Source organism: Serratia myotis (assembly GCF_027474885.1).
In the GTDB taxonomy this organism is placed as follows: Bacteria; Pseudomonadota; Gammaproteobacteria; order Enterobacterales; family Enterobacteriaceae; genus Serratia; species Serratia proteamaculans.
Genome location: NZ_CP099707.1, coordinates 5106677 through 5123979, shown reverse-complemented (window position 1 = coordinate 5123979; position 17303 = coordinate 5106677). Strand labels below are relative to the sequence as shown.

Annotated in this window: 16 protein-coding genes; 7 read left to right on the top strand and 9 right to left on the bottom strand. The window is 56.4% G+C overall.

Annotated features, from left to right (window positions below):
• Positions 1-13: 13 nt before the first annotated feature.
• The 4 genes from tsgA to NHG65_RS24145 all read right to left on the bottom strand — a co-directional run bounded on the left by tsgA (position 14) and on the right by NHG65_RS24145 (position 4106).
• Positions 14-1198, bottom strand: coding sequence for an MFS transporter TsgA (gene tsgA / locus NHG65_RS24160; protein ID WP_099063525.1), 1185 nt, complete (start codon positions 1196-1198; stop codon positions 14-16).
• A 189-nt stretch (positions 1199-1387) separates the two neighbouring features.
• Entirely contained in the window at positions 1388-2368 is a 981-nt protein-coding gene (locus tag NHG65_RS24155) for a LacI family DNA-binding transcriptional regulator (protein WP_099063566.1), read from the bottom strand.
• Positions 2369-2463: 95 nt separating this feature from the next.
• Entirely contained in the window at positions 2464-3771 is a 1308-nt protein-coding gene (locus tag NHG65_RS24150; RefSeq protein ID WP_099063526.1) for a 6-phospho-beta-glucosidase, read from the bottom strand.
• Complete coding sequence (locus tag NHG65_RS24145) at positions 3768-4106, bottom strand: PTS lactose/cellobiose transporter subunit IIA (RefSeq protein ID WP_099063567.1); 339 nt, start codon at positions 4104-4106, stop codon at positions 3768-3770. Before NHG65_RS24145 ends, NHG65_RS24150 begins: the two co-directional genes overlap by 4 nt.
• A 356-nt stretch (positions 4107-4462) precedes the next feature.
• Between NHG65_RS24145 and ppiA the strand changes: the two genes are divergently transcribed.
• The 6 genes from ppiA (at position 4463) to argD (ending at position 11295) form a co-directional block, all read left to right on the top strand.
• Positions 4463-5032 carry a peptidylprolyl isomerase A gene (gene ppiA / locus NHG65_RS24140; RefSeq protein ID WP_099063527.1) on the top strand — a complete coding sequence of 190 codons (570 nt, stop codon included), beginning with the start codon at positions 4463-4465 and terminating at the stop codon, positions 5030-5032.
• Between the two features lie 161 nt (positions 5033-5193).
• Positions 5194-6879, top strand: coding sequence for a sensor histidine kinase (locus NHG65_RS24135; protein WP_207979666.1), 1686 nt, complete (start codon positions 5194-5196; stop codon positions 6877-6879).
• Positions 6879-7604, top strand: a complete 726-nt coding sequence (gene btsR, locus NHG65_RS24130; RefSeq protein WP_099063529.1) for a two-component system response regulator BtsR — start codon at positions 6879-6881, stop codon at positions 7602-7604. The genes NHG65_RS24135 and btsR overlap by 1 nt, the downstream gene beginning before the upstream one ends.
• Positions 7605-7745: 141 nt before the next feature.
• Positions 7746-9272, top strand: a complete 1527-nt coding sequence (locus NHG65_RS24125) for a helicase HerA-like domain-containing protein (RefSeq protein WP_099063532.1) — start codon at positions 7746-7748, stop codon at positions 9270-9272.
• Between the two features lie 98 nt (positions 9273-9370).
• Positions 9371-9946 carry an aminodeoxychorismate synthase component II gene (locus tag NHG65_RS24120; RefSeq protein ID WP_499182755.1) on the top strand — a complete coding sequence of 192 codons (576 nt, stop codon included), beginning with the start codon at positions 9371-9373 and terminating at the stop codon, positions 9944-9946.
• Positions 9947-10077: 131 nt separating this feature from the next.
• Positions 10078-11295, top strand: a complete 1218-nt coding sequence (gene argD, locus NHG65_RS24115) for a bifunctional acetylornithine/succinyldiaminopimelate transaminase (RefSeq protein ID WP_499182754.1) — start codon at positions 10078-10080, stop codon at positions 11293-11295.
• 37 nt (positions 11296-11332) lie between these two features.
• Here argD and NHG65_RS24110 read toward each other — a convergent pair whose 3' ends face one another.
• Positions 11333-13408, bottom strand: coding sequence for a YccS/YhfK family putative transporter (locus NHG65_RS24110; protein WP_099063535.1), 2076 nt, complete (start codon positions 13406-13408; stop codon positions 11333-11335).
• 54 nt (positions 13409-13462) lie between these two features.
• Positions 13463-14095 (bottom strand): cAMP-activated global transcriptional regulator CRP, encoded by a 633-nt coding sequence (crp, locus tag NHG65_RS24105; protein WP_004718520.1) that lies wholly within the window; start codon positions 14093-14095, stop codon positions 13463-13465.
• 379 nt (positions 14096-14474) lie between these two features.
• Between crp and NHG65_RS24100 the strand changes: the two genes are divergently transcribed.
• Positions 14475-14882, top strand: coding sequence for an OsmC family protein (locus NHG65_RS24100; protein ID WP_112349102.1), 408 nt, complete (start codon positions 14475-14477; stop codon positions 14880-14882).
• Between the two features lie 40 nt (positions 14883-14922).
• On the opposite strand, the gene NHG65_RS24095 is transcribed toward NHG65_RS24100, so the two are convergent.
• From NHG65_RS24095 to NHG65_RS24085, 3 genes are all read right to left on the bottom strand, one after another.
• A complete protein-coding gene (locus NHG65_RS24095) occupies positions 14923-15792 on the bottom strand; it encodes a phosphoribulokinase (protein WP_012147256.1) in 870 nt (289 codons plus the stop codon).
• Between the two features lie 276 nt (positions 15793-16068).
• Positions 16069-16302, bottom strand: coding sequence for a YheU family protein (locus NHG65_RS24090; RefSeq protein ID WP_499182753.1), 234 nt, complete (start codon positions 16300-16302; stop codon positions 16069-16071).
• Positions 16299-17279, bottom strand: coding sequence for a hydrolase (locus tag NHG65_RS24085; RefSeq protein WP_499182752.1), 981 nt, complete (start codon positions 17277-17279; stop codon positions 16299-16301). The genes NHG65_RS24090 and NHG65_RS24085 overlap by 4 nt, the downstream gene beginning before the upstream one ends.
• Positions 17280-17303: the final 24 nt, after the last annotated feature.

Sequence of the window (17303 nt, the reverse complement as noted above, 5' to 3'; positions counted from 1 at the left end):
CATTGACGACGAATCAGTTGGTCACGTGGCCGTGGCTACGGTGCTTGGTTACGAAGCCGAGCAGCAAACACATCACGAACACCGCCAGGTACAGGCCGTTGGCGGTTGTCAGCGCTGCGTGTGCGCCGCCTTTGGCTACGATCGGGCCGGTGACCACGAAGGTCAGCATGGTGCCGATGGTGCCGCAGGTCAGAATGAAGTTAACCAGTTTCGGTGAGGAAACCTTGGTCTGCAGCGAACCCAGAGTGATCAGCGTGGTGTAGATCGCGCTGGAAACGAAGCCCAGAGCCATAATGTAGTAGCCCAGGTGTTCCGGATTATCGGTGCTGACAAACAGGTACATCGCGCCAGTCGCCAAAGCGGCCAGAATAGTGACGATGCGCTGCAAATCGAAGAAGCGCAGGATAAAGCTGAATACCCACATGCCGATCATGTACGAGGTCCAGAAATCACTCACCAGCTTACCGGCCTGGCTGATATCCATCCCGAACGACTTGGTGGCGTATTCCGGTACCCACTGAATGAAACCCAGCTGGCCGAGGATGTAGCACAGTGCGGCGATCGACAGGAACAGCACGCCGATACCCCATTTTTCTTTCACTACCGGCTGGCTGGCGTCGGCACCTTTGTTGCCCAGCACCGGGAATTCGGAGAACAGGGTCAGCACAAAGATACCCACGTACAGCAAGCCGATGCAGGCATACACCCAGTACCAGCCGATCTGACGTGCCAGCAGCATCGCGGCGACAATCGGGAAGATCATCCCGGCCATGCTGAAGAAGGAGTCAGTGAACAGCAGGCGCGAACCGCGCTGGCGGCCGGCGTACATATGGGTGATCAGGAAGGTGCCTATCGACATGGTGATACCGCTGACCACGCCAAGGATAAACATGCACAACGAGAACATGGTCAGGCTTTTGCTCAGCATCAACCCGGCAACCGCCAACAGCATCAGCACAAAGCCAAACATCAGTTGACGTTTCAGCGGGATAATTTCCATCAGCCAGGCATTGAGGAAGATAGAAATCAAAATACCGGCGTTAAGAAAGGTAAAAGTATTGCTCATGCTGGAAACCGGCAGATTAAAGTACTCTGCAATGTTCCCCATCACCATCCCTGTGACGATAACTAAAGCACCGGTCAGCGCATAAGAAAAATAGCTGATCCAGGTAAGCCGTAGACGGTTGCTGTCATTCATTATATAGGCCTGATTATGTCTGTTAAGAGTTTAAAGCTGGCATAAGGCCGCTGGCTTTTCCTGGCAAAAGCAGAAAAAAGTCCCGATCAGGCCACCAGGGAGCGGATCCTAGCACAGACAACGGGAGTTTTTGTGATGGCTATCTACTTTTTGATGCAATCAATGAGAGAGCCTGAAATATTTTGTGATCTATTTATTCACCGTCGCGATCGAGTCGCGGCTGATGACGATTGGCGTGAAGCTTACCTGTGGGGTAGCCGGGTCGATCAGCAGGCGGGCGGCGTATTGCGCCATTTCGGTAATCGGGAAATGTACGCTGCTCAGTGCCGGGCGGACGAAGGGCGCGCGTTCGCCGCTGTCATAACAGATCAACGAGATGTCCTGCGGCACCCGCAGACGGTGTTCGTTGATCGCCAGCAGCGCACCGATGGCCATCTCTTCGTTGCAGCAATAGATAGCCGTGGGCGTGGTTTTCATTTTTAGCAGTTGATCGGCGCAGCGATAGCCGCTCTCCAGATCGTAGAGCCCTTCGGTGCAGGCCACCGGTTTGATATGCGCCGCCTGCATGGCCTGTTCAAAACCCTGCAGTCGCAAAAGGCTGGAAGGGCGGTCGCGCGGGCCGCTGATGCAGGCGATGTGGCGGTGGCCGGCATCAATCAATTGTTGTGTCGCCATGCGACTGGCGTAGGGATGATCGAAGGTGACGCAGTGCGCTTCCAGGCCCGGCACCAGACGATCGAGCAGTACAAAGCGGTGTTGCTCCGCTGCCAACTGGCGCAGTTGGTCATCGCTGAGGAAACGGACATGCAGGATCACCCCATCGCAGCGCAGGCTGAACAGCCGCTGGATCGCCTGCCATTCGTTTTCTGCGCTGTTGCGCCCCTGAGTCACCAACAACTGCTTGCCGTGGGATTCGGCTTCAGTTTGCACAAAGTCCATCAGCGCGCCGAAGAAGCCGCCGCGATAGGAGGTGGTAACCAATCCCAGGGTATTGCTGTGGCTGGAGGCCAACGCGCGGGCGGCCGGATTGGGCGTGTAGCCAAGCTGGGCCACCGCCTTTTCGACCTTCTCGCGGGTTTGCCCTTTAACGTTGGTATCGCCATTCACAACGCGTGACACGGTGGCGCGGGACACACCCGCCAGGGCTGCGACATCTTCCAGTGTCACCATCATCCGACTCCTGATTACGACAAAAATGGGGCCGACGTATCGACCCCTACATACTAGTTATAGCAATGTATCAGCAACCCTGGCTGGCCCGGCGGTTATTTGAACTGAGGCAGGTAGGGTGCGTTCACCGCCAGCACTTCATCCAGCAGCGGCTGTGCCACATTGGCATTGCCGACCAGTGGGTTGGTGACCAAGGCCAGCAGGCCACTGCGGCGATCGCCATGCACCGCAGCTTCGATGGTCAGGCGCTCATAAGCTTTCACCTGTTGGGTCAGCGCATGCATAGAATCCGGCAGCGTGCCGAAGGTCAGCGGATGGGCACCCTGAGCATCGATGATACAGTTGGTTTCTATCACAGCGTCGTCCGGTAAACCGCGAATAGCGCCACGGTTTGCGGTATTGACGACTAATTGCGTCCCGAGATTATTATGGATCGCACGGATTAGCTCCAGCGCCACTTCCGAATAATATGATCCACCGCGGAAACTTAACTGTTCCGGTTTGCTGTCGAGATGCGGATCGGCATACAGCTCAAACAGCTCTTTCTCTACCTTCATTACCTGCTCGGCGCGGGTACCGCGTTCGGCCGCTGCGGCAATTTCCTCGGCCAGCATCTCTTTGGTTTGGTAGAAATAGCGGTGGTAGGGGCAAGGGATCGCCCCTACGGCGCGCAGGAAATCTGGCTGCCAAGGCTCTTCCTTGATGTTATTCATGGTCAGCGCTGCCCCATCACACAGCATGTCGATCACCTTGCCGGTGACGTCATGACCGTTTTGCAGCACCTGATGTACCCACACCATGTGGTTCAGCCCGGCGAACTGCAGTTGCACCTCCTGATAAGGGCTTTTCAGCATATTGGCAATCATGTGATGCATGCTGATCGGCACGTTGCACAGGCCGATGATTTTTGCTTTGGTGTAGCGGGAAACTGCTTCGGTGACGATGCCGGCCGGGTTGGTGAAGTTGATGATCCAGGCGTCTGGCGCCAGTTTTTCCACTCTGCGCGCAATATCCAGCATCACCGGGATTGTGCGCAGCGCCTTGGCGAAGCCGCCAACTCCGGTGGTTTCCTGGCCGATCAAATCGTATTTCAGCCCCAAACGCTCGTCGGCGGCGCGCGCCGGCAACTGGCCAACGCGGAACTGAGTCAGCACGAAGTTGGCGTCGCGAATGGCCTCATCCAGTTCGAAATGTACGCTGACCTTCACCTGCTCCAGCCCGTGACGCGCCAGCATGCGTTCGGTCAGCGCGGCGATGATCTCAACCTTTTCGCGGCCAGGCTCAACGTCCACCAGCGCCAGTTCGGTCACCGGCAGCTCTTCGATACGCTGGATCAAACCATCGACCAATTCTGGCGTGTAGCTGCTGCCGCCGCCAATCACGGCTATTTTCAACGATTTCATGCGCGGGTCTCCAACTGGGCCTGACGGCGATAGAGCTCAATCATGTCATCCGCCAGATCCTGGATCACCATGGCATTCATCAGATGATCCTGGGCATGAACAGTAATCAGGTTGATGGTCAGTTTGCCGCAGCCTTCGTCCAGACCGATCAGTTGGGTCTGAATAAGATGGGCTTTTTTCACCGACTGTTTGGACTCGGCCATATGCTTGGCTGAAGCGGTAAAGTCGCCGGCGCGTGCTTGCTGCAGCGCCATCAGCGCACTGCTACGGGCGCCACCGGAGAACACCAGCAGCTCCATGATGGTGCTTTCAAAATCGGCGCTGATTTCAGTCATCAATTCACTCACATTATTTCTCCTGTTATTGCGCGGCAGCGGTGCCGGCGGACATTCATTATTCTTGTCTTTGCGCTCAAATGAGAGCGCTCTCATTTCTCTAGAGTAACGGGAATGGAAAACGAAACCGGGAGTTGTGTCGCAAAAAGCGACGAAGGCGTAAAAAGGGCAAAAAATGCGTGATGCATTTGGCAAAAAGGTCTAAGGCGATCATACTTTTGGCAGTAAAATCCGGGGCTGACTGAGATATGTCCCACTATTACGTAAATATAGGTAAATGGCTGGCACTCGCAGGTTCAGCTCTTTAGAATCAAGGCGCTTTTCCGTTGTTTGTCTCTCAGAGAAAGGACCCGTTAATGTTCAAACGTACTTTAGTGACCTTCGTTGCGCTGTGTTCCCTGACAGCAATGACACCCGCCGCGCTCGCCGCCGGTGAAACTCATGTCATGCTGACCACCTCAGCAGGGAATATCGAATTGGCGCTCGACAGTCAGAAGGCTCCGGTTTCCACCAAGAACTTCGTCGACTACGTGAACAGCGGCTATTACAACAACACCGTTTTCCACCGCGTGATCCCGGGCTTTATGGTTCAGGGCGGTGGCTTTACTGCAGATATGCAGCAAAAATCCACCCAGGCGCCAATCAAGAACGAAGCGGATAACGGTTTGCGCAACCTGCGCGGCACCATTTCGATGGCGCGTACCGCCGACAAAGACAGCGCTACCAGCCAGTTCTTCCTCAACGTGGCGGATAACGCCTTCCTGGATCACGGCCAGCGCGACTTCGGTTACGCGGTATTCGGCAAAGTGGTCAAGGGCATGGACGTGGTAGATAAAATCTCCCAGGCGCCGACCGGCAACGTCGGTCCGTACCAGAATGTTCCGAGCAAACCTATCGTCATCCTGTCAGCGAAAGTGCTGCCATAATGATTTTGCGCCGGCCCCAGGTGGGCCGGCTGCGTTGCTTTCCCCGGAAGCCTTGCCTGCATCACTGTTTTTTCCCCCGTCACATGCTTTAATCGCCAGCTTATAATCAGACCGGAAACCCGGCGTTTTGCATCTGTTTTCTTAAGGGATGAGCTGCTGCCATGTTCGAATTTAGCCAGGTGCTGCTGCTGTTGCAGCAGATGTGCGTTTACCTTGTCATTGCTTATTTACTGAGCAAAACCCCGCTATTCATTCCGCTGACGCAGGTGACCATCCGCCTGCCGCACAAGCTGCTGTGCTACGTCATTTTCTCGGTGTTCTGCATCATGGGCACTTATTTCGGTCTGCATGTCGAAGGCTCGATTGCCAACACCCGCGCCATCGGTGCGGTGTTAGGCGGCCTGCTGGGCGGGCCTTCGGTGGGCCTTTTAGTGGGACTGACCGGTGGTCTGCACCGTTATACCCTGGGGGGCATGACCGATATCGCCTGTGCGGTATCAACCGTAGCAGAAGGGCTGGTGGGCGGGCTGGTGCATAGCATTGCCATGCGTCACCGGCGTATCGACTTGCTGTTTAATCCCCTGTTTGTCGCCGGGGTCGCGCTGGTGACCGAAGTGCTGCAAATGGTGATTATCCTGGCGATTGCGCGCCCATTCGACGAGGCACTGCGGCTGGTGGAGCATATCGCTTTGCCGATGTTGATCGCCAATACGGTGGGGGCCGCAATGTTCATGCAAATCCTGCTGGATCGGCGAGCGATGTTCGAAAAGTACACCGGCGCGTTTTCCGCCAAGGCGCTGAAAATTGCCGAGCGCACCGAGGGGATCCTGCGACAGGGGTTCGATCAGGAAAACAGCATGAGGGTGGCGCGAGTGATTTATCAGGAACTGGGTATTGGCGCCGTAGCGATAACCGACCGCGATAAACTGCTGGCGTTTATCGGCATCGGTGACGACCACCACCTGCCGGGCACGCCGATCTCATCAAAGCACTCGCACCGCGCGATCGACAACAACGAAGTGGTCTACGCCGACGGCAATGAGCATTCCTACTGCTGCTCGATTAACTCCAGTTGCAAACTGGGCTCGACGCTGGTGATCCCGCTGCGCGGTGAGAATCAGCGAGTGATCGGCACCATCAAGTTGTATGAGCCGAAGAGTCGCTTGTTCAGCACCATCAACCGTACGCTGGGTGAAGGTATCGCCAGCCTGTTATCCGCACAGATTATGGCCGGCCAGTACGAGCGCCACAAACAGCTGTTGGCGCAATCAGAAATCAAATTACTGCATGCGCAGGTCAATCCCCACTTCCTGTTTAATGCCCTGAATACGCTGGTGGCGGTGATCCGACGTGACGGCGACCGGGCCTGTGAGTTGGTGCAAAATCTTTCGACCTTTTTCCGTAAGAACCTCAAGCGTTCCGGTGATGAAGTCAGCCTGGCGGACGAGCTCGAACACGTGAATGCCTACCTGCAAATTGAACTGGCGCGTTTTGCCGATCGGCTGGAGGTGGTCGTTGCGTTACCGCAAGAGTTGTTGGCGGTTCGGTTACCGGCATTTTCACTGCAGCCGATTGTTGAGAATGCCATCAAGCATGGCACTTCGCAGTTGCTGGGCGTGGGGCGGATTGATATTGGCGCGCGGCTTGAAGGCGGCTGTTTGTTGCTGCAGGTCACCGACAATGCCGGATTATTCCAATCCCAGCCGAACAACAGTGGGCTGGGGATGAATCTGGTGGATAAGCGGATCCGCGTGCGTTACGGCGACGCCTATGGGGTACAGGTGGCCTGCGAGCCGCAAACATTCACCCGCATTACGATCAATGTCCCCTTGGCGAGGGCCGCCTGATGTTAAACGTACTGATTGTTGATGACGAACCTTCCGCACGCGATAACCTGCGGCATTTGCTGGAAGCTGAAGAAGGCATCTCTATTGTCGGCGAATGCGCCAATGCGATAGAGGCTATCAGCGGCATCCATCGTTTGCAGCCGGACGTGGTGTTTTTGGATATCCAGATGCCGCGCATCACCGGGCTGGAGATGGTCGGCATGCTCGATCCCAACCGTATGCCGCATATTGTGTTTCTGACCGCTTATGATGAATACGCGGTGCAGGCCTTTGAAGAGCATGCGTTTGACTACCTGCTGAAACCGGCGGAACCGAAACGACTGAGCAAAACGCTGCAGCGCCTGCAGCAGCAACGCGAGCCGCAAAATATCGCCGCGCTGGACGAAAGCGCCGGCTACCTGAAATACATTCCCTGCACCGGCCACAGCCGCATCTATTTGCTGCGCTTTGATGAGGTGGTGGCTATCCGTTCACGGCTGAGTGGGGTGTTCGTGGTCCGCAATGACGGCATGGAGTGCTTTACTGAGCTGACGCTGCGCACGCTGGAAATGCGAACGCCGCTGGTGCGTTGTCATCGACAATACTTGGTTAACCTGGAGCTGGTGCGCGAGATCCGCTTTGATGACGGTGGCGCGGCGGAAATGATCATGCCGGTCGGCGAACCGGTACCGGTCAGCCGTCGCTACCTGAAAGCGCTGAAAGAAGAGCTGGGGCTGCGTGGTTAGGGCGATTCTGAAAGTATTGGCTTTTGCGGGCGTCTTGATGACGCCCTTTTTGTTTGTCCTTGACGGGGTTACGCCACGCTTATAGCTTTATTGACATCAACTGGCGCTTTTCGCGCCACGTCAGCGTCCAAGGAAAAGAAAATGAGTGAAGCACGGATTATTGCCAAAGCGATGAAAGACGGGAAACCGGAACAGGATCTGGTGATCTTGCCCGCGTTGGCCAACCGCCATGGTCTGATCACCGGCGCGACCGGGACCGGTAAAACCGTGACGCTGCAAAAAATGGCTGAGCAATTCTCGCGTATCGGCATTCCGGTATTTTTGTCCGACGTGAAGGGCGACCTGTCGGGGATAGGCACCGAAGCCGTGCCCTCCGAAAAACTGCAGGCGCGCCTGACGGCCATTGGCGTCACTGACTGGCAGCCACAGGCATGTACCCTTATTCCGTGGGACATCTACGGCGAGAAGGGCCACCCGATCCGCGCCACCGTGTCTGACCTGGGGCCGCTGCTGCTGGGCCGCTTGCTGGATCTGAACGAGGTACAAAGTGGCGTGCTGCAGTTGGTGTTCAAAATTGCCGACGATAACGCGTTGCTGCTGTTGGATATGAAAGATCTGCGCGCCATGGTGCAGTACGTGGGTGACAACGCCAAACAGTTCCAGACCCAATACGGCAATATTTCTTCGGCTTCGGTGGGCGCTATCCAGCGTGGGCTGCTGACGCTGGAAGAGCAGGGTGCCAACCAGTTCTTCGGCGAGCCGATGCTCGACATCAATGATCTGATGAAAACCGACGCCAACGGCCACGGCATCATTAACCTGCTGGCGGCGGACAAGCTGATTAACCAGCCGAAGCTGTATTCGGTGTTCCTGCTGTGGTTGCTGGCTGAGCTGTTTGAACACCTGCCGGAGGTGGGTGACCCGGAACAGCCGAAGCTGGTGTTCTTCTTCGATGAGGCACACCTGCTGTTCAACGACGCGCCGGCGGCACTGCTGACCAAAATCGAGCAGGTAGTGCGTCTGATCCGTTCCAAAGGCGTCGGCATCTACTTTGTGACCCAGAACCCGCTGGATATCCCGGACAGCGTGCTGGGCCAATTAGGTAACCGTGTACAGCATGCGCTGCGTGCCTTTACTCCTCGCGATCAGAAAGCGGTGAAAGCCGCGGCGCAAACCATGCGTGCCAACCCGGCCTTCGACGCAGAAACGGCGATCACCGAACTGGGCGTGGGTGAGGCGCTGGTGTCGTTCCTGGATGAGAAAGGGCGACCTAACGTGGTGGAACGGGCGATGGTGATCGCGCCGGAATCCAAAATGGGCATGCTGGGGGCGGAAGGGCTGAACAGTGCGATCAATAAATCGCCCTTGTACGGTCGTTACGAAGATATGGTTGATCGCGAATCCGCTTATGAGAAGTTGTCATCGGCAGGTTTTGCTACCGTCGGCACGCCGCAACCGGGTCAGCCGACATCGCAACCGCAGGCACAGCAGCCGGCAGGCGGTGGTTTGATGGGCGGCCTGAACGATATCCTGTTCGGTTCTACCGGCCCACGTGGTGGCAAGCATGACGGCATCGTCCAGACCGCGGCCAAGAGCATGGCGCGTGACCTTGGCCGCCAGATCTTGCGCGGTGTGTTGGGCTCGATTATGGGTGGCCGTAAAAAGTAAGCTGAAATTATCGCTGGCGGCAGTATTGTAGGGGCGTTGTATAATGCGCCGGTGTCAATCGGGGCTAGCCCCTTACAATGCTGTCCGTTGGAACCCCTATGCTGCTGTTGATCGATAACTACGATTCATTTACCTATAACCTTTACCAGTACTTCTGCCAATTAGGCGCCGAAGTGTTGGTGAAGCGTAACGACGAACTGCAACTGGCCGATATAGAAAGGCTGGCACCGCAGCGTCTGGTGATCTCGCCGGGCCCCTGCACCCCAAATGAAGCCGGTATCTCGCTGGCGGCTATTCGGCATTTTGCCGGCAAGCTGCCGATCCTCGGCGTTTGCCTGGGGCACCAGGCACTGGGACAGGCCTTTGGCGCCAACGTCGTGCGCGCCCGTGAGGTGATGCACGGCAAGACCTCGGCGATCCGCCATCTCGACAGCGGTGTTTTTCACGGATTGAACAATCCGCTGATCGTCACCCGCTACCACTCGCTGGTGCTTGAAGCCGCTACCTTGCCGGACTGTTTTGAAGTGACCGCCTGGAGCGAGCGCGACGGCGTACGCGATGAGATTATGGGCATCCGCCACCGTCAACTGGCGCTGGAAGGGGTGCAGTTCCATCCGGAGAGCATCCTCAGTGAGCAGGGGCATCAGCTGTTGGATAATTTCCTTAAAAGTTAGTTGGTTAGGTTTTTTTTAACCGCGAAGACGATTTGCGTTTGCCCTTTATTGGTTTTTTATGCATATTTTGTGATTATATTTTCACTCAATCGCAACAAAAAGACTGAATCACATTCAGGGTGGACCCCATAATGACCGAAAAACTCGAAGTCAACCGCAGCACCTTTGATCAGGTTATCTTGCCTGTTTATGCACCTGCCCAGTTTGTCCCGGTCAGGGGCAAAGGCAGCCGCGTGTGGGACCAACAGGGGAAAGAGTACATCGATTTCTCTGGCGGCATTGCGGTGACGGCGTTGGGGCATTGCCACCCGGCCCTGGTTGAGGCATTGAAACAGCAGGGCGAAACCCTGTGGCATACCAGCAATGTTTTCACCAACGAACCGGCGCTGCGTCTGGCCACCAAGTTGATCAACGCCACCTTTGCCGACCGGGTGTTTTTCGCCAACTCCGGTGCGGAAGCCAATGAAGCGGCCTTCAAACTGGCACGCCATTACGCGATTACCCGTCACAGCCCGTACAAAACCAAAATCATCGCTTTTTATAACGCTTTCCACGGCCGCACGCTGTTTACCGTCTCGGTGGGCGGGCAGGCCAAGTATTCTGATGGTTTTGGGCCCAAGCCGGCCGATATCGTACACGTGCCGTTCAACGATCTGGCGGCGGTGAAGGCGGTGATGGACGACCATACCTGTGCGGTGGTGATGGAGCCGATCCAGGGGGAAGGGGGCATTACTCCGCTCAATGCCGAATTCCTCAAGGGCGTGCGTGAACTGTGCGATAAACACCAGGCGCTGTTGGTGTTTGACGAAGTGCAAAGCGGCATGGGCCGCAGCGGCAAGCTGTTCGCCTACATGCACTATGGTGTGACGCCGGACATCCTGACTACCGCCAAAGCGCTCGGTGGCGGTTTCCCGGTTAGCGCCATGCTGACCACCGAAGAGATTGCCTCGGCGATGCAGGTGGGCACCCATGGCACCACCTACGGCGGTAATCCGCTGGCCTGCGCGGTGGCGGAAGCGGCACTGGACGTGATCAATACGCCGGAAGTGCTGAGCGGCATTGAGTTACGTCACGGGCTGTACGTGCAGGCGTTAAAGAAAATTGGCGAGAAGTACGGTATTTTCAGCGATATTCGCGGCATGGGCCTGTTGATTGGTGCCGAACTGACGGCGCCGTATCATGGCAAGGCGCGCGATTTCCTGACGGCGGCGGCTGCTCGTGGGCTGATGATCCTTAATGCCGGGCCAAATGTGATCCGCTTTGCACCTTCGCTGGTGGTGGAAATCCAGGATATCGACGAAGGTATGGCGCTGTTTGAGCTGGCAGTGCAGGACGTGATTAACGCTTAATTTGTTGCACTGATAACCGGGGCGCCACAGGGCGCCCTTATTGATCGCGCAGTTTGCGCTTCAGCCAGATGCCATGATGCGGGCGTTGGCTCCAGGCCAATGACGAGATGGTATGCATGACGCTCAGGTGCGACAGAATACGCCGCAGGTGGCGTTCCATTTCGGTCACCGGCATATCCGGGTGCAAATCCGGCGGCTGCATAATGCCGTTGCCACTGCTCGGCCCATCGTATTCCAGCCGCTGCTGACAGCTTTGCAGCGCGATCTCACAAGATTGCAGATACTCCTCCGCCAGCTTTGGCGTCAGCATATAGTGCTCGCGCGCCAGGATGGTCATCGCGTTCAGATGTTCGACAATAAACTGGCTGTGCGTCACCCACAGGCGCATATCTGCCAGATAGTTCGATTCAAACCCCGGCTCCTGCATTGCCTGATTCAGCGAGGTGAATAACGCATTGTGCGCCTGATTAACCTGCATGCGGGCATAGGCCAGTGCGCTGGGGTCGGGTTCCTGTTCTTCCAGCAGCAAACGCAGCGCCTGCTGATCGTTCTCCAGCGCCTGGTGGGCGTTCTTGCGCAGCAGCCCGCTTTGCCACTGTGGCCACAGCCAGATGGTGCTGCCGAATACCAGCACGCAGCCAATCAGGGTGTCGATCAGCCGTGGCACCAGGAAATTGGTGCCGTTTAGCGCCAGCAATTGCAGGGTGTAGACCGCCGTCACCGTAAAGCCAATCACCGCCAGCCCATAGTTTTTACGCGATACCAGATAGGCCAGCAGCGTGATCACCAGCATCACGCTTAGGGTCTCGGCCTCGGGTAGCTGTAATTGCAGCAGACCGGCGGCGAGCACCAATCCGACCAGGGTACCGAGCGCACGGTGCTGGATGCGCACCCGGGTGGCGTTGTAGCCGTTCTGGCTCACCAGCATGATGGTCAGCAGGATCCAGTAAGGCTTCGGCAGATTGAAAAACAGACCCAGACTGCTGCCCGCCGCCAGCGTGACACCCAGCCGTGCCGCATTGCGCAGGGCGTTGGACTTGAACGACAGATAGCTGACCAGCGCGGGCCAAAACGGCAGGCGGTTTTGGTTGGCCATCAGATCGCGGCGGTAGAGCGGGTGCTGGGTGCGCAGCAGACGTGCGATGCGACTGAAGTGGTAGTAGCAGAACTGGCCCACCGGGTTGTCCGGGTGCTGCGCAGCGACTTTTTCCAGTGCCGCCAGCTCATGGTCCATTTTGAATCGCTGCGAATGCTGGTGGTAGAGAATATCGTGGGCCACCGTGCGTAGTCGGCCGGCAATCACCTGCGCATTGCGGCGGATAATCGCTTCGGCCTGGCTCTGCTCCACCAGTTTTTGTACCTCTTCCGGCAGATGCAGGCTGACGGTGATGTGTTCCTGCAAATCCAGCGCGACCTGAAAGGTGCGTTGCAGGCGCTTTTGCTCAAGGTTACTGGCGTGCGGCAAAAAATTAAGCTGCTGATACAGCAGGGTGATCAAGTCCATGACTTTTTGCTGGCGTACCAACAATGGCGGTAGCGCAGTCTGCGGATCGGTATGCTGGGTCAGTAGCGAGTATTTGGCTTCGAAGTAGTCCGCCAGCTCCAGATAGAGCTGATTGAGCGACTCGCGCATTGGCTGCTCTTTCCACAGCTTGAACCAGAACCAGGTGAACAGGCCGTACCAGGCGGTACCGACCACGTATAACAGCGGTGCGTGCCACAGCGGGACTCTACCGACCATGCTGAGAGAGAAGATGGCGGCCACCAGTGCGGCAGGCAGCAGGCGGGCGTGTAACGGGCTGATTTCACCGCTGACGCCGAGCAACAGGGCCAGGCCGAGCATCAGTAACGGCAGCGGCAACTGCCAAAGCAGGGCTTGCTGCAGCAACAGGCTACTGAAGGCAAACAGGGAACCGCCGACGATCAGGCGTTTGAAGAAGCGTTTGTGGGGCGTGTCCAACCCGGCGATGTTACAGCAGGCGGGGACCAGGGAAAATAGCAGGCCGTATTGCAGTTGGCCAATCAGCAGGCCCAGCAGTACCGGCAGGCAAAGCACCAGCGTTTGCCGCAGTGCGTAATTGACTTCCGGGTGGTAAATCAGTCGGCGCCACATGATGATTCAGGGCATAAAAAAACGGCGCGAATCATCGCGCCGTTTTTTCAGTAATTAACGCGTGCCGTAAACGACAATAGTTTTGCCGTGGGCGGAGATCAGATTTTGATCTTCCAGCATTTTCAGAATACGACCAACGGTTTCACGTGAACAACCGACGATCTGGCCAATTTCCTGGCGGGTAATTTTAATCTGCATGCCATCCGGGTGGGTCATGGCATCAGGTTGTTTCGCCAGGTTCAGCAGGGTTTGCGCGATGCGGCCCGTCACGTCCAGGAAAGCAAGGTTACCCACTTTCTCAGAGGTGATCTGCAGACGGTTTGCCATCTGCGCTGACAGGCGCATCAGGATGTCCGGGTTAACCTGAATCAACTGGCGGAATTTCTTATAGGAAATTTCAGCCACTTCACAGGCGGTTTTCGCCCTAACCCAGGCGCTACGCTCCTGACCTTCTTCAAATAATCCAAGCTCGCCGATGAAATCCCCCTGGTTAAGGTAGGACAGGATCATCTCTTTACCTTCTTCATCCTTAATCAGCACCGCTACGGAGCCTTTGACGATGTAGTAAAGCGTTTCGGCCTTTTCACCTTGGTGAATCAGCGTACTTTTGGATGGATATTTGTGGATATGGCAATGAGACAGGAACCATTCGAGAGTAGGGTCTGTTTGCGGTTTGCCGAGAACCATTCGCTGTTATCCTCTGTTGTTATCGCTGCCTTGTGTCACAGGGGTCAGAGTTCCCTGTAAAACGTGCTGTCGCCGTTTTTTTAATGGTGGCTGGCAGCAGGTTTTGAGGCGTGTCATAAATATACGCTGTCGCCCTAGCATATTAACTTGCCGGGAGAGCTGCAAGCTACATTCTGTTAACATACCGGTAAAGGAGCCTTTCCCTGGGAGTTTCCCTGAAATCAGTGTCCCGGAAAGATTTATTGCGGCTCTGTTTGTAGCACAGAGTGAGGCGGGTGTCTTGTGTTGTCTCGCTTCAGCATGATTAGCATCAGGTTCCGTTGCCAGTTTCTATGCGAAAGCGTAGTCTGATTTTAAGAAATTAACCGGAGTGACCAGTATGCAGGCAAGAGTTAAGTGGGTGGAAGGGCTGACGTTTCTGGGTGAATCCGCGTCTGGCCATCAGGTGCTGATGGACGGTAACGCCGGTGATAAAGCCCCCAGCCCGATGGAAATGGTGCTGATGTCGGTGGGAGGCTGCAGCGCGATCGATGTGGTGTCGATCCTGCAAAAAGGACGCAACGATGTGCGCGACTGCGAGGTGAAATTGACCTCCGAACGGCGTGAAGAAGCGCCACGCTTGTTTACCCATATCAACCTGCATTTTATCGTCACCGGTAAAGATTTAAGTGACAAGATTGTTGAGCGGGCGGTGAATCTTTCCGCCGAGAAGTACTGCTCGGTCTCGCTGATGTTGAGTCAGGCAGCCAGCGTGACCCACAGTTTTGAAATCCGCACAGTGTCCTGACGGATAGAGGGGGCGCGGCCTGTCGCCGCGCTCTGATAAGTTACTCGATTTTTTTGCCTTCCAGCAGTTGCTGCACCAGCGGCGCCATAATCAGCTCCATCGCCAGCCCCATTTTGCCACCCGGCACCACCAGCGTATTGATATGCGAGATAAAAGATCCCTGCAGCATGGCCAGCAAGTAAGGGAAATCGATCTGGTCCAGACCGCGGAAGTGGATCACCACAAAGCTCTCGTCCAGCGAGGGGATCGCCTTGGCGGCAAACGGGTTGGAGGTATCTACCGTCGGCACCCGTTGGAAGTTGATGTGGGTGCGGGAGAACTGCGGCGTGATGTAGTTGATGTAGTCTTCCATCGAACGGACCACCGAGTCCATCACCGCTTCACGGGAGTGGCCGCGTTCACCGGTATCGCGGATCAACTTCTGGATCCACTCCAGGTTGACGATAGGCACCACGCCGACCAATAAATCGACATGTTTGGCCACGTCGTTGTGTTCGGTCACCACGCCGCCGTGCAACCCTTCATAGAACAGCACGTCGGTCGGTGCCGGTAAGGCTTCCCACGGCGTAAAGGTGCCGGGGACCTGGTTATAGGGCACCGCTTCATCGTAGGTATGCAGATATTTGCGAGAGCGGCCGGTACCGTTGGTGCCGTACTCGCTAAAGCTTTGTTGCAGCAGGCCGAAGTCGTTGGCCTCAGGGCCGAAATAGCTGATATGACGGCCGAGATCGCGCGCTTTGCGGATTGCCGCGTCCATTTCCGGTCGGGTATAGCGGTGGAAACTGTCGCCTTCCAATTCAGCGGCACGGATGTTCAACTGCTGAAAGATTTTACGGAACGCCACGCTGGTGGTGGTGGTGCCGGCGCCGCTGGAGCCGGTCACTGCGATAACGGGATGTTTGGCGGACATGGTGGTGGGTCACTCCGTGTTAAATGCGCAGGCGTCAGATAAAATTATACCCGTCATCTTTCAAGCTGCAGCGTTGTTACCTGCACTCGCTCACCCCGGTTACTTACTCGAGTAAGCGCCCGGGGATGAGCGAGTTGGGCGCCTAGCTGCAGCTTGAAAGCTATAGGCTATATTGGTGTGTTTGACGCCCTTTCGCCAAGGGCAAAATTCCGCGCGTTGGTTTGCAATCCCTCATTGTTACCTGATTTTTTCCGTCAGTCATAGAACCGATCGGCACTAAATTTCTTCTTGTCCGGCGCGGAACTGTCCTCGAGGCATGATGTTGATGGTCTCATGCAGTTCTGACCACACCAACAGCACCTCGACACTTTTCAACTGGCGGCGTACATCTTCCACCTTCTGTTCCAGCGAGCGCTCGTGCTCGCCGTAGTCGGTCCCTTCACGCAGCACAAAGGACTCGATCAGGCCGTTCAGGGTCTCAGCTTCCAGTTCTTTCCAGGGGATAATCACTTGGTTGTTTCCAGATAAGGGGCAAGCCAGGATGGAATACGGTATTCCAGCCACATATGGGGTTTTTTCAATGTACCGCCGACAAAGCCGACGTGGCCGCCAAACTCGGTCAGCTGATACTCAATGTTGGGCGGCAGCGTGGCGACCTCGGGGATCACTTCGTCGGTCATAAAAGGATCGTCCTTGGCATGGATGATCAACAACGGCGTTTGGATCGACGGCAACAGCGGCAGGGCACTGCAGCGGCGGTAATAATCGGTAGCGTCGCTGAAACCGTGGATACGCGAGGTAATGGCATCGTCAAAGTCGCGGATCCGGCGCAACGCCTTGAGTTGCGGCAGTTTCAGCGGCAGGGTGTCAGGATAGTGCAGCAGTTTGCGGGTGGCGTTTTGTTTCAATTGCCCGAGCAGATAGTGCTGATAAACCCGCGAGAAGCCCTGATCCATCCGCCATGAGCAGGGTTCCAGCATCAGTGGCGCAGAGACCACCACCGCCGCCTGCAGCAGGCTGTCGGCGCCCTGTTGCGCCAGGTAGCAGGCCAGCATGTTGCCGCCGAGCGAGACACCCACGGCGGCGGTTGGCGCTTCCCCGTAGGTGGTTCGCAGCCACTGCAGGAAAAATCGCGCATCCTCCGTTTCGCCGGAATGATAGATGCGTTGCTTACGGTTCGGCACGCCGCTACAGCCGCGAAAATGCATCACTACCCCGAGCCAGCCTTTTTCGCGCCAGGCGCTGAGTTGGCCATGGGCATAGGGGCTGTAGAAGTTGCCTTCCAGGCCGTGGAACAGCACTACACGTGGCTTGTCGGTAGCCTGAGTCGGGTCTTCGCTCCAGGCGAGATCGACAAAGTCGCCGTCGGGCAATTCCAGCCGTTGCCAATGAGGTTTCAGCTGTACATGGCGGCGCACCAGCCGTGGCAGCAGTGTCTGCAGATGGGGATTACTGGCCCCGGTCAACGGGCGAAAGGATTCATGCATAGCTTGAGTAAAAATCTTTTTGGC

What these genes read in the sequence shown, in the direction of transcription:
- NHG65_RS24100 (WP_112349102.1), top strand. Translation starts at nt 14,475, where the DNA reads ATGCAGGCAAGAGTTAAGTGGGTGGAAGGGCTGACGTTTCTGGGTGAA.
- tsgA (WP_099063525.1), bottom strand. Translation starts at nt 1,198, where the DNA reads ATGAATGACAGCAACCGTCTACGGCTTACCTGGATCAGCTATTTTTCT.
- NHG65_RS24155 (WP_099063566.1), bottom strand. Translation starts at nt 2,368, where the DNA reads ATGGTGACACTGGAAGATGTCGCAGCCCTGGCGGGTGTGTCCCGCGCC.
- NHG65_RS24120 (WP_499182755.1), top strand. Translation starts at nt 9,371, where the DNA reads ATGCTGCTGTTGATCGATAACTACGATTCATTTACCTATAACCTTTAC.
- NHG65_RS24145 (WP_099063567.1), bottom strand. Translation starts at nt 4,106, where the DNA reads ATGACTGAAATCAGCGCCGATTTTGAAAGCACCATCATGGAGCTGCTG.
- argD (WP_499182754.1), top strand. Translation starts at nt 10,078, where the DNA reads ATGACCGAAAAACTCGAAGTCAACCGCAGCACCTTTGATCAGGTTATC.
- NHG65_RS24095 (WP_012147256.1), bottom strand. Translation starts at nt 15,792, where the DNA reads ATGTCCGCCAAACATCCCGTTATCGCAGTGACCGGCTCCAGCGGCGCC.
- NHG65_RS24110 (WP_099063535.1), bottom strand. Translation starts at nt 13,408, where the DNA reads ATGTGGCGCCGACTGATTTACCACCCGGAAGTCAATTACGCACTGCGG.
- ppiA (WP_099063527.1), top strand. Translation starts at nt 4,463, where the DNA reads ATGTTCAAACGTACTTTAGTGACCTTCGTTGCGCTGTGTTCCCTGACA.
- NHG65_RS24135 (WP_207979666.1), top strand. Translation starts at nt 5,194, where the DNA reads ATGTTCGAATTTAGCCAGGTGCTGCTGCTGTTGCAGCAGATGTGCGTT.
- NHG65_RS24085 (WP_499182752.1), bottom strand. Translation starts at nt 17,279, where the DNA reads ATGCATGAATCCTTTCGCCCGTTGACCGGGGCCAGTAATCCCCATCTG.
- btsR (WP_099063529.1), top strand. Translation starts at nt 6,879, where the DNA reads ATGTTAAACGTACTGATTGTTGATGACGAACCTTCCGCACGCGATAAC.
- crp (WP_004718520.1), bottom strand. Translation starts at nt 14,095, where the DNA reads ATGGTTCTCGGCAAACCGCAAACAGACCCTACTCTCGAATGGTTCCTG.
- NHG65_RS24125 (WP_099063532.1), top strand. Translation starts at nt 7,746, where the DNA reads ATGAGTGAAGCACGGATTATTGCCAAAGCGATGAAAGACGGGAAACCG.
- NHG65_RS24150 (WP_099063526.1), bottom strand. Translation starts at nt 3,771, where the DNA reads ATGAAATCGTTGAAAATAGCCGTGATTGGCGGCGGCAGCAGCTACACG.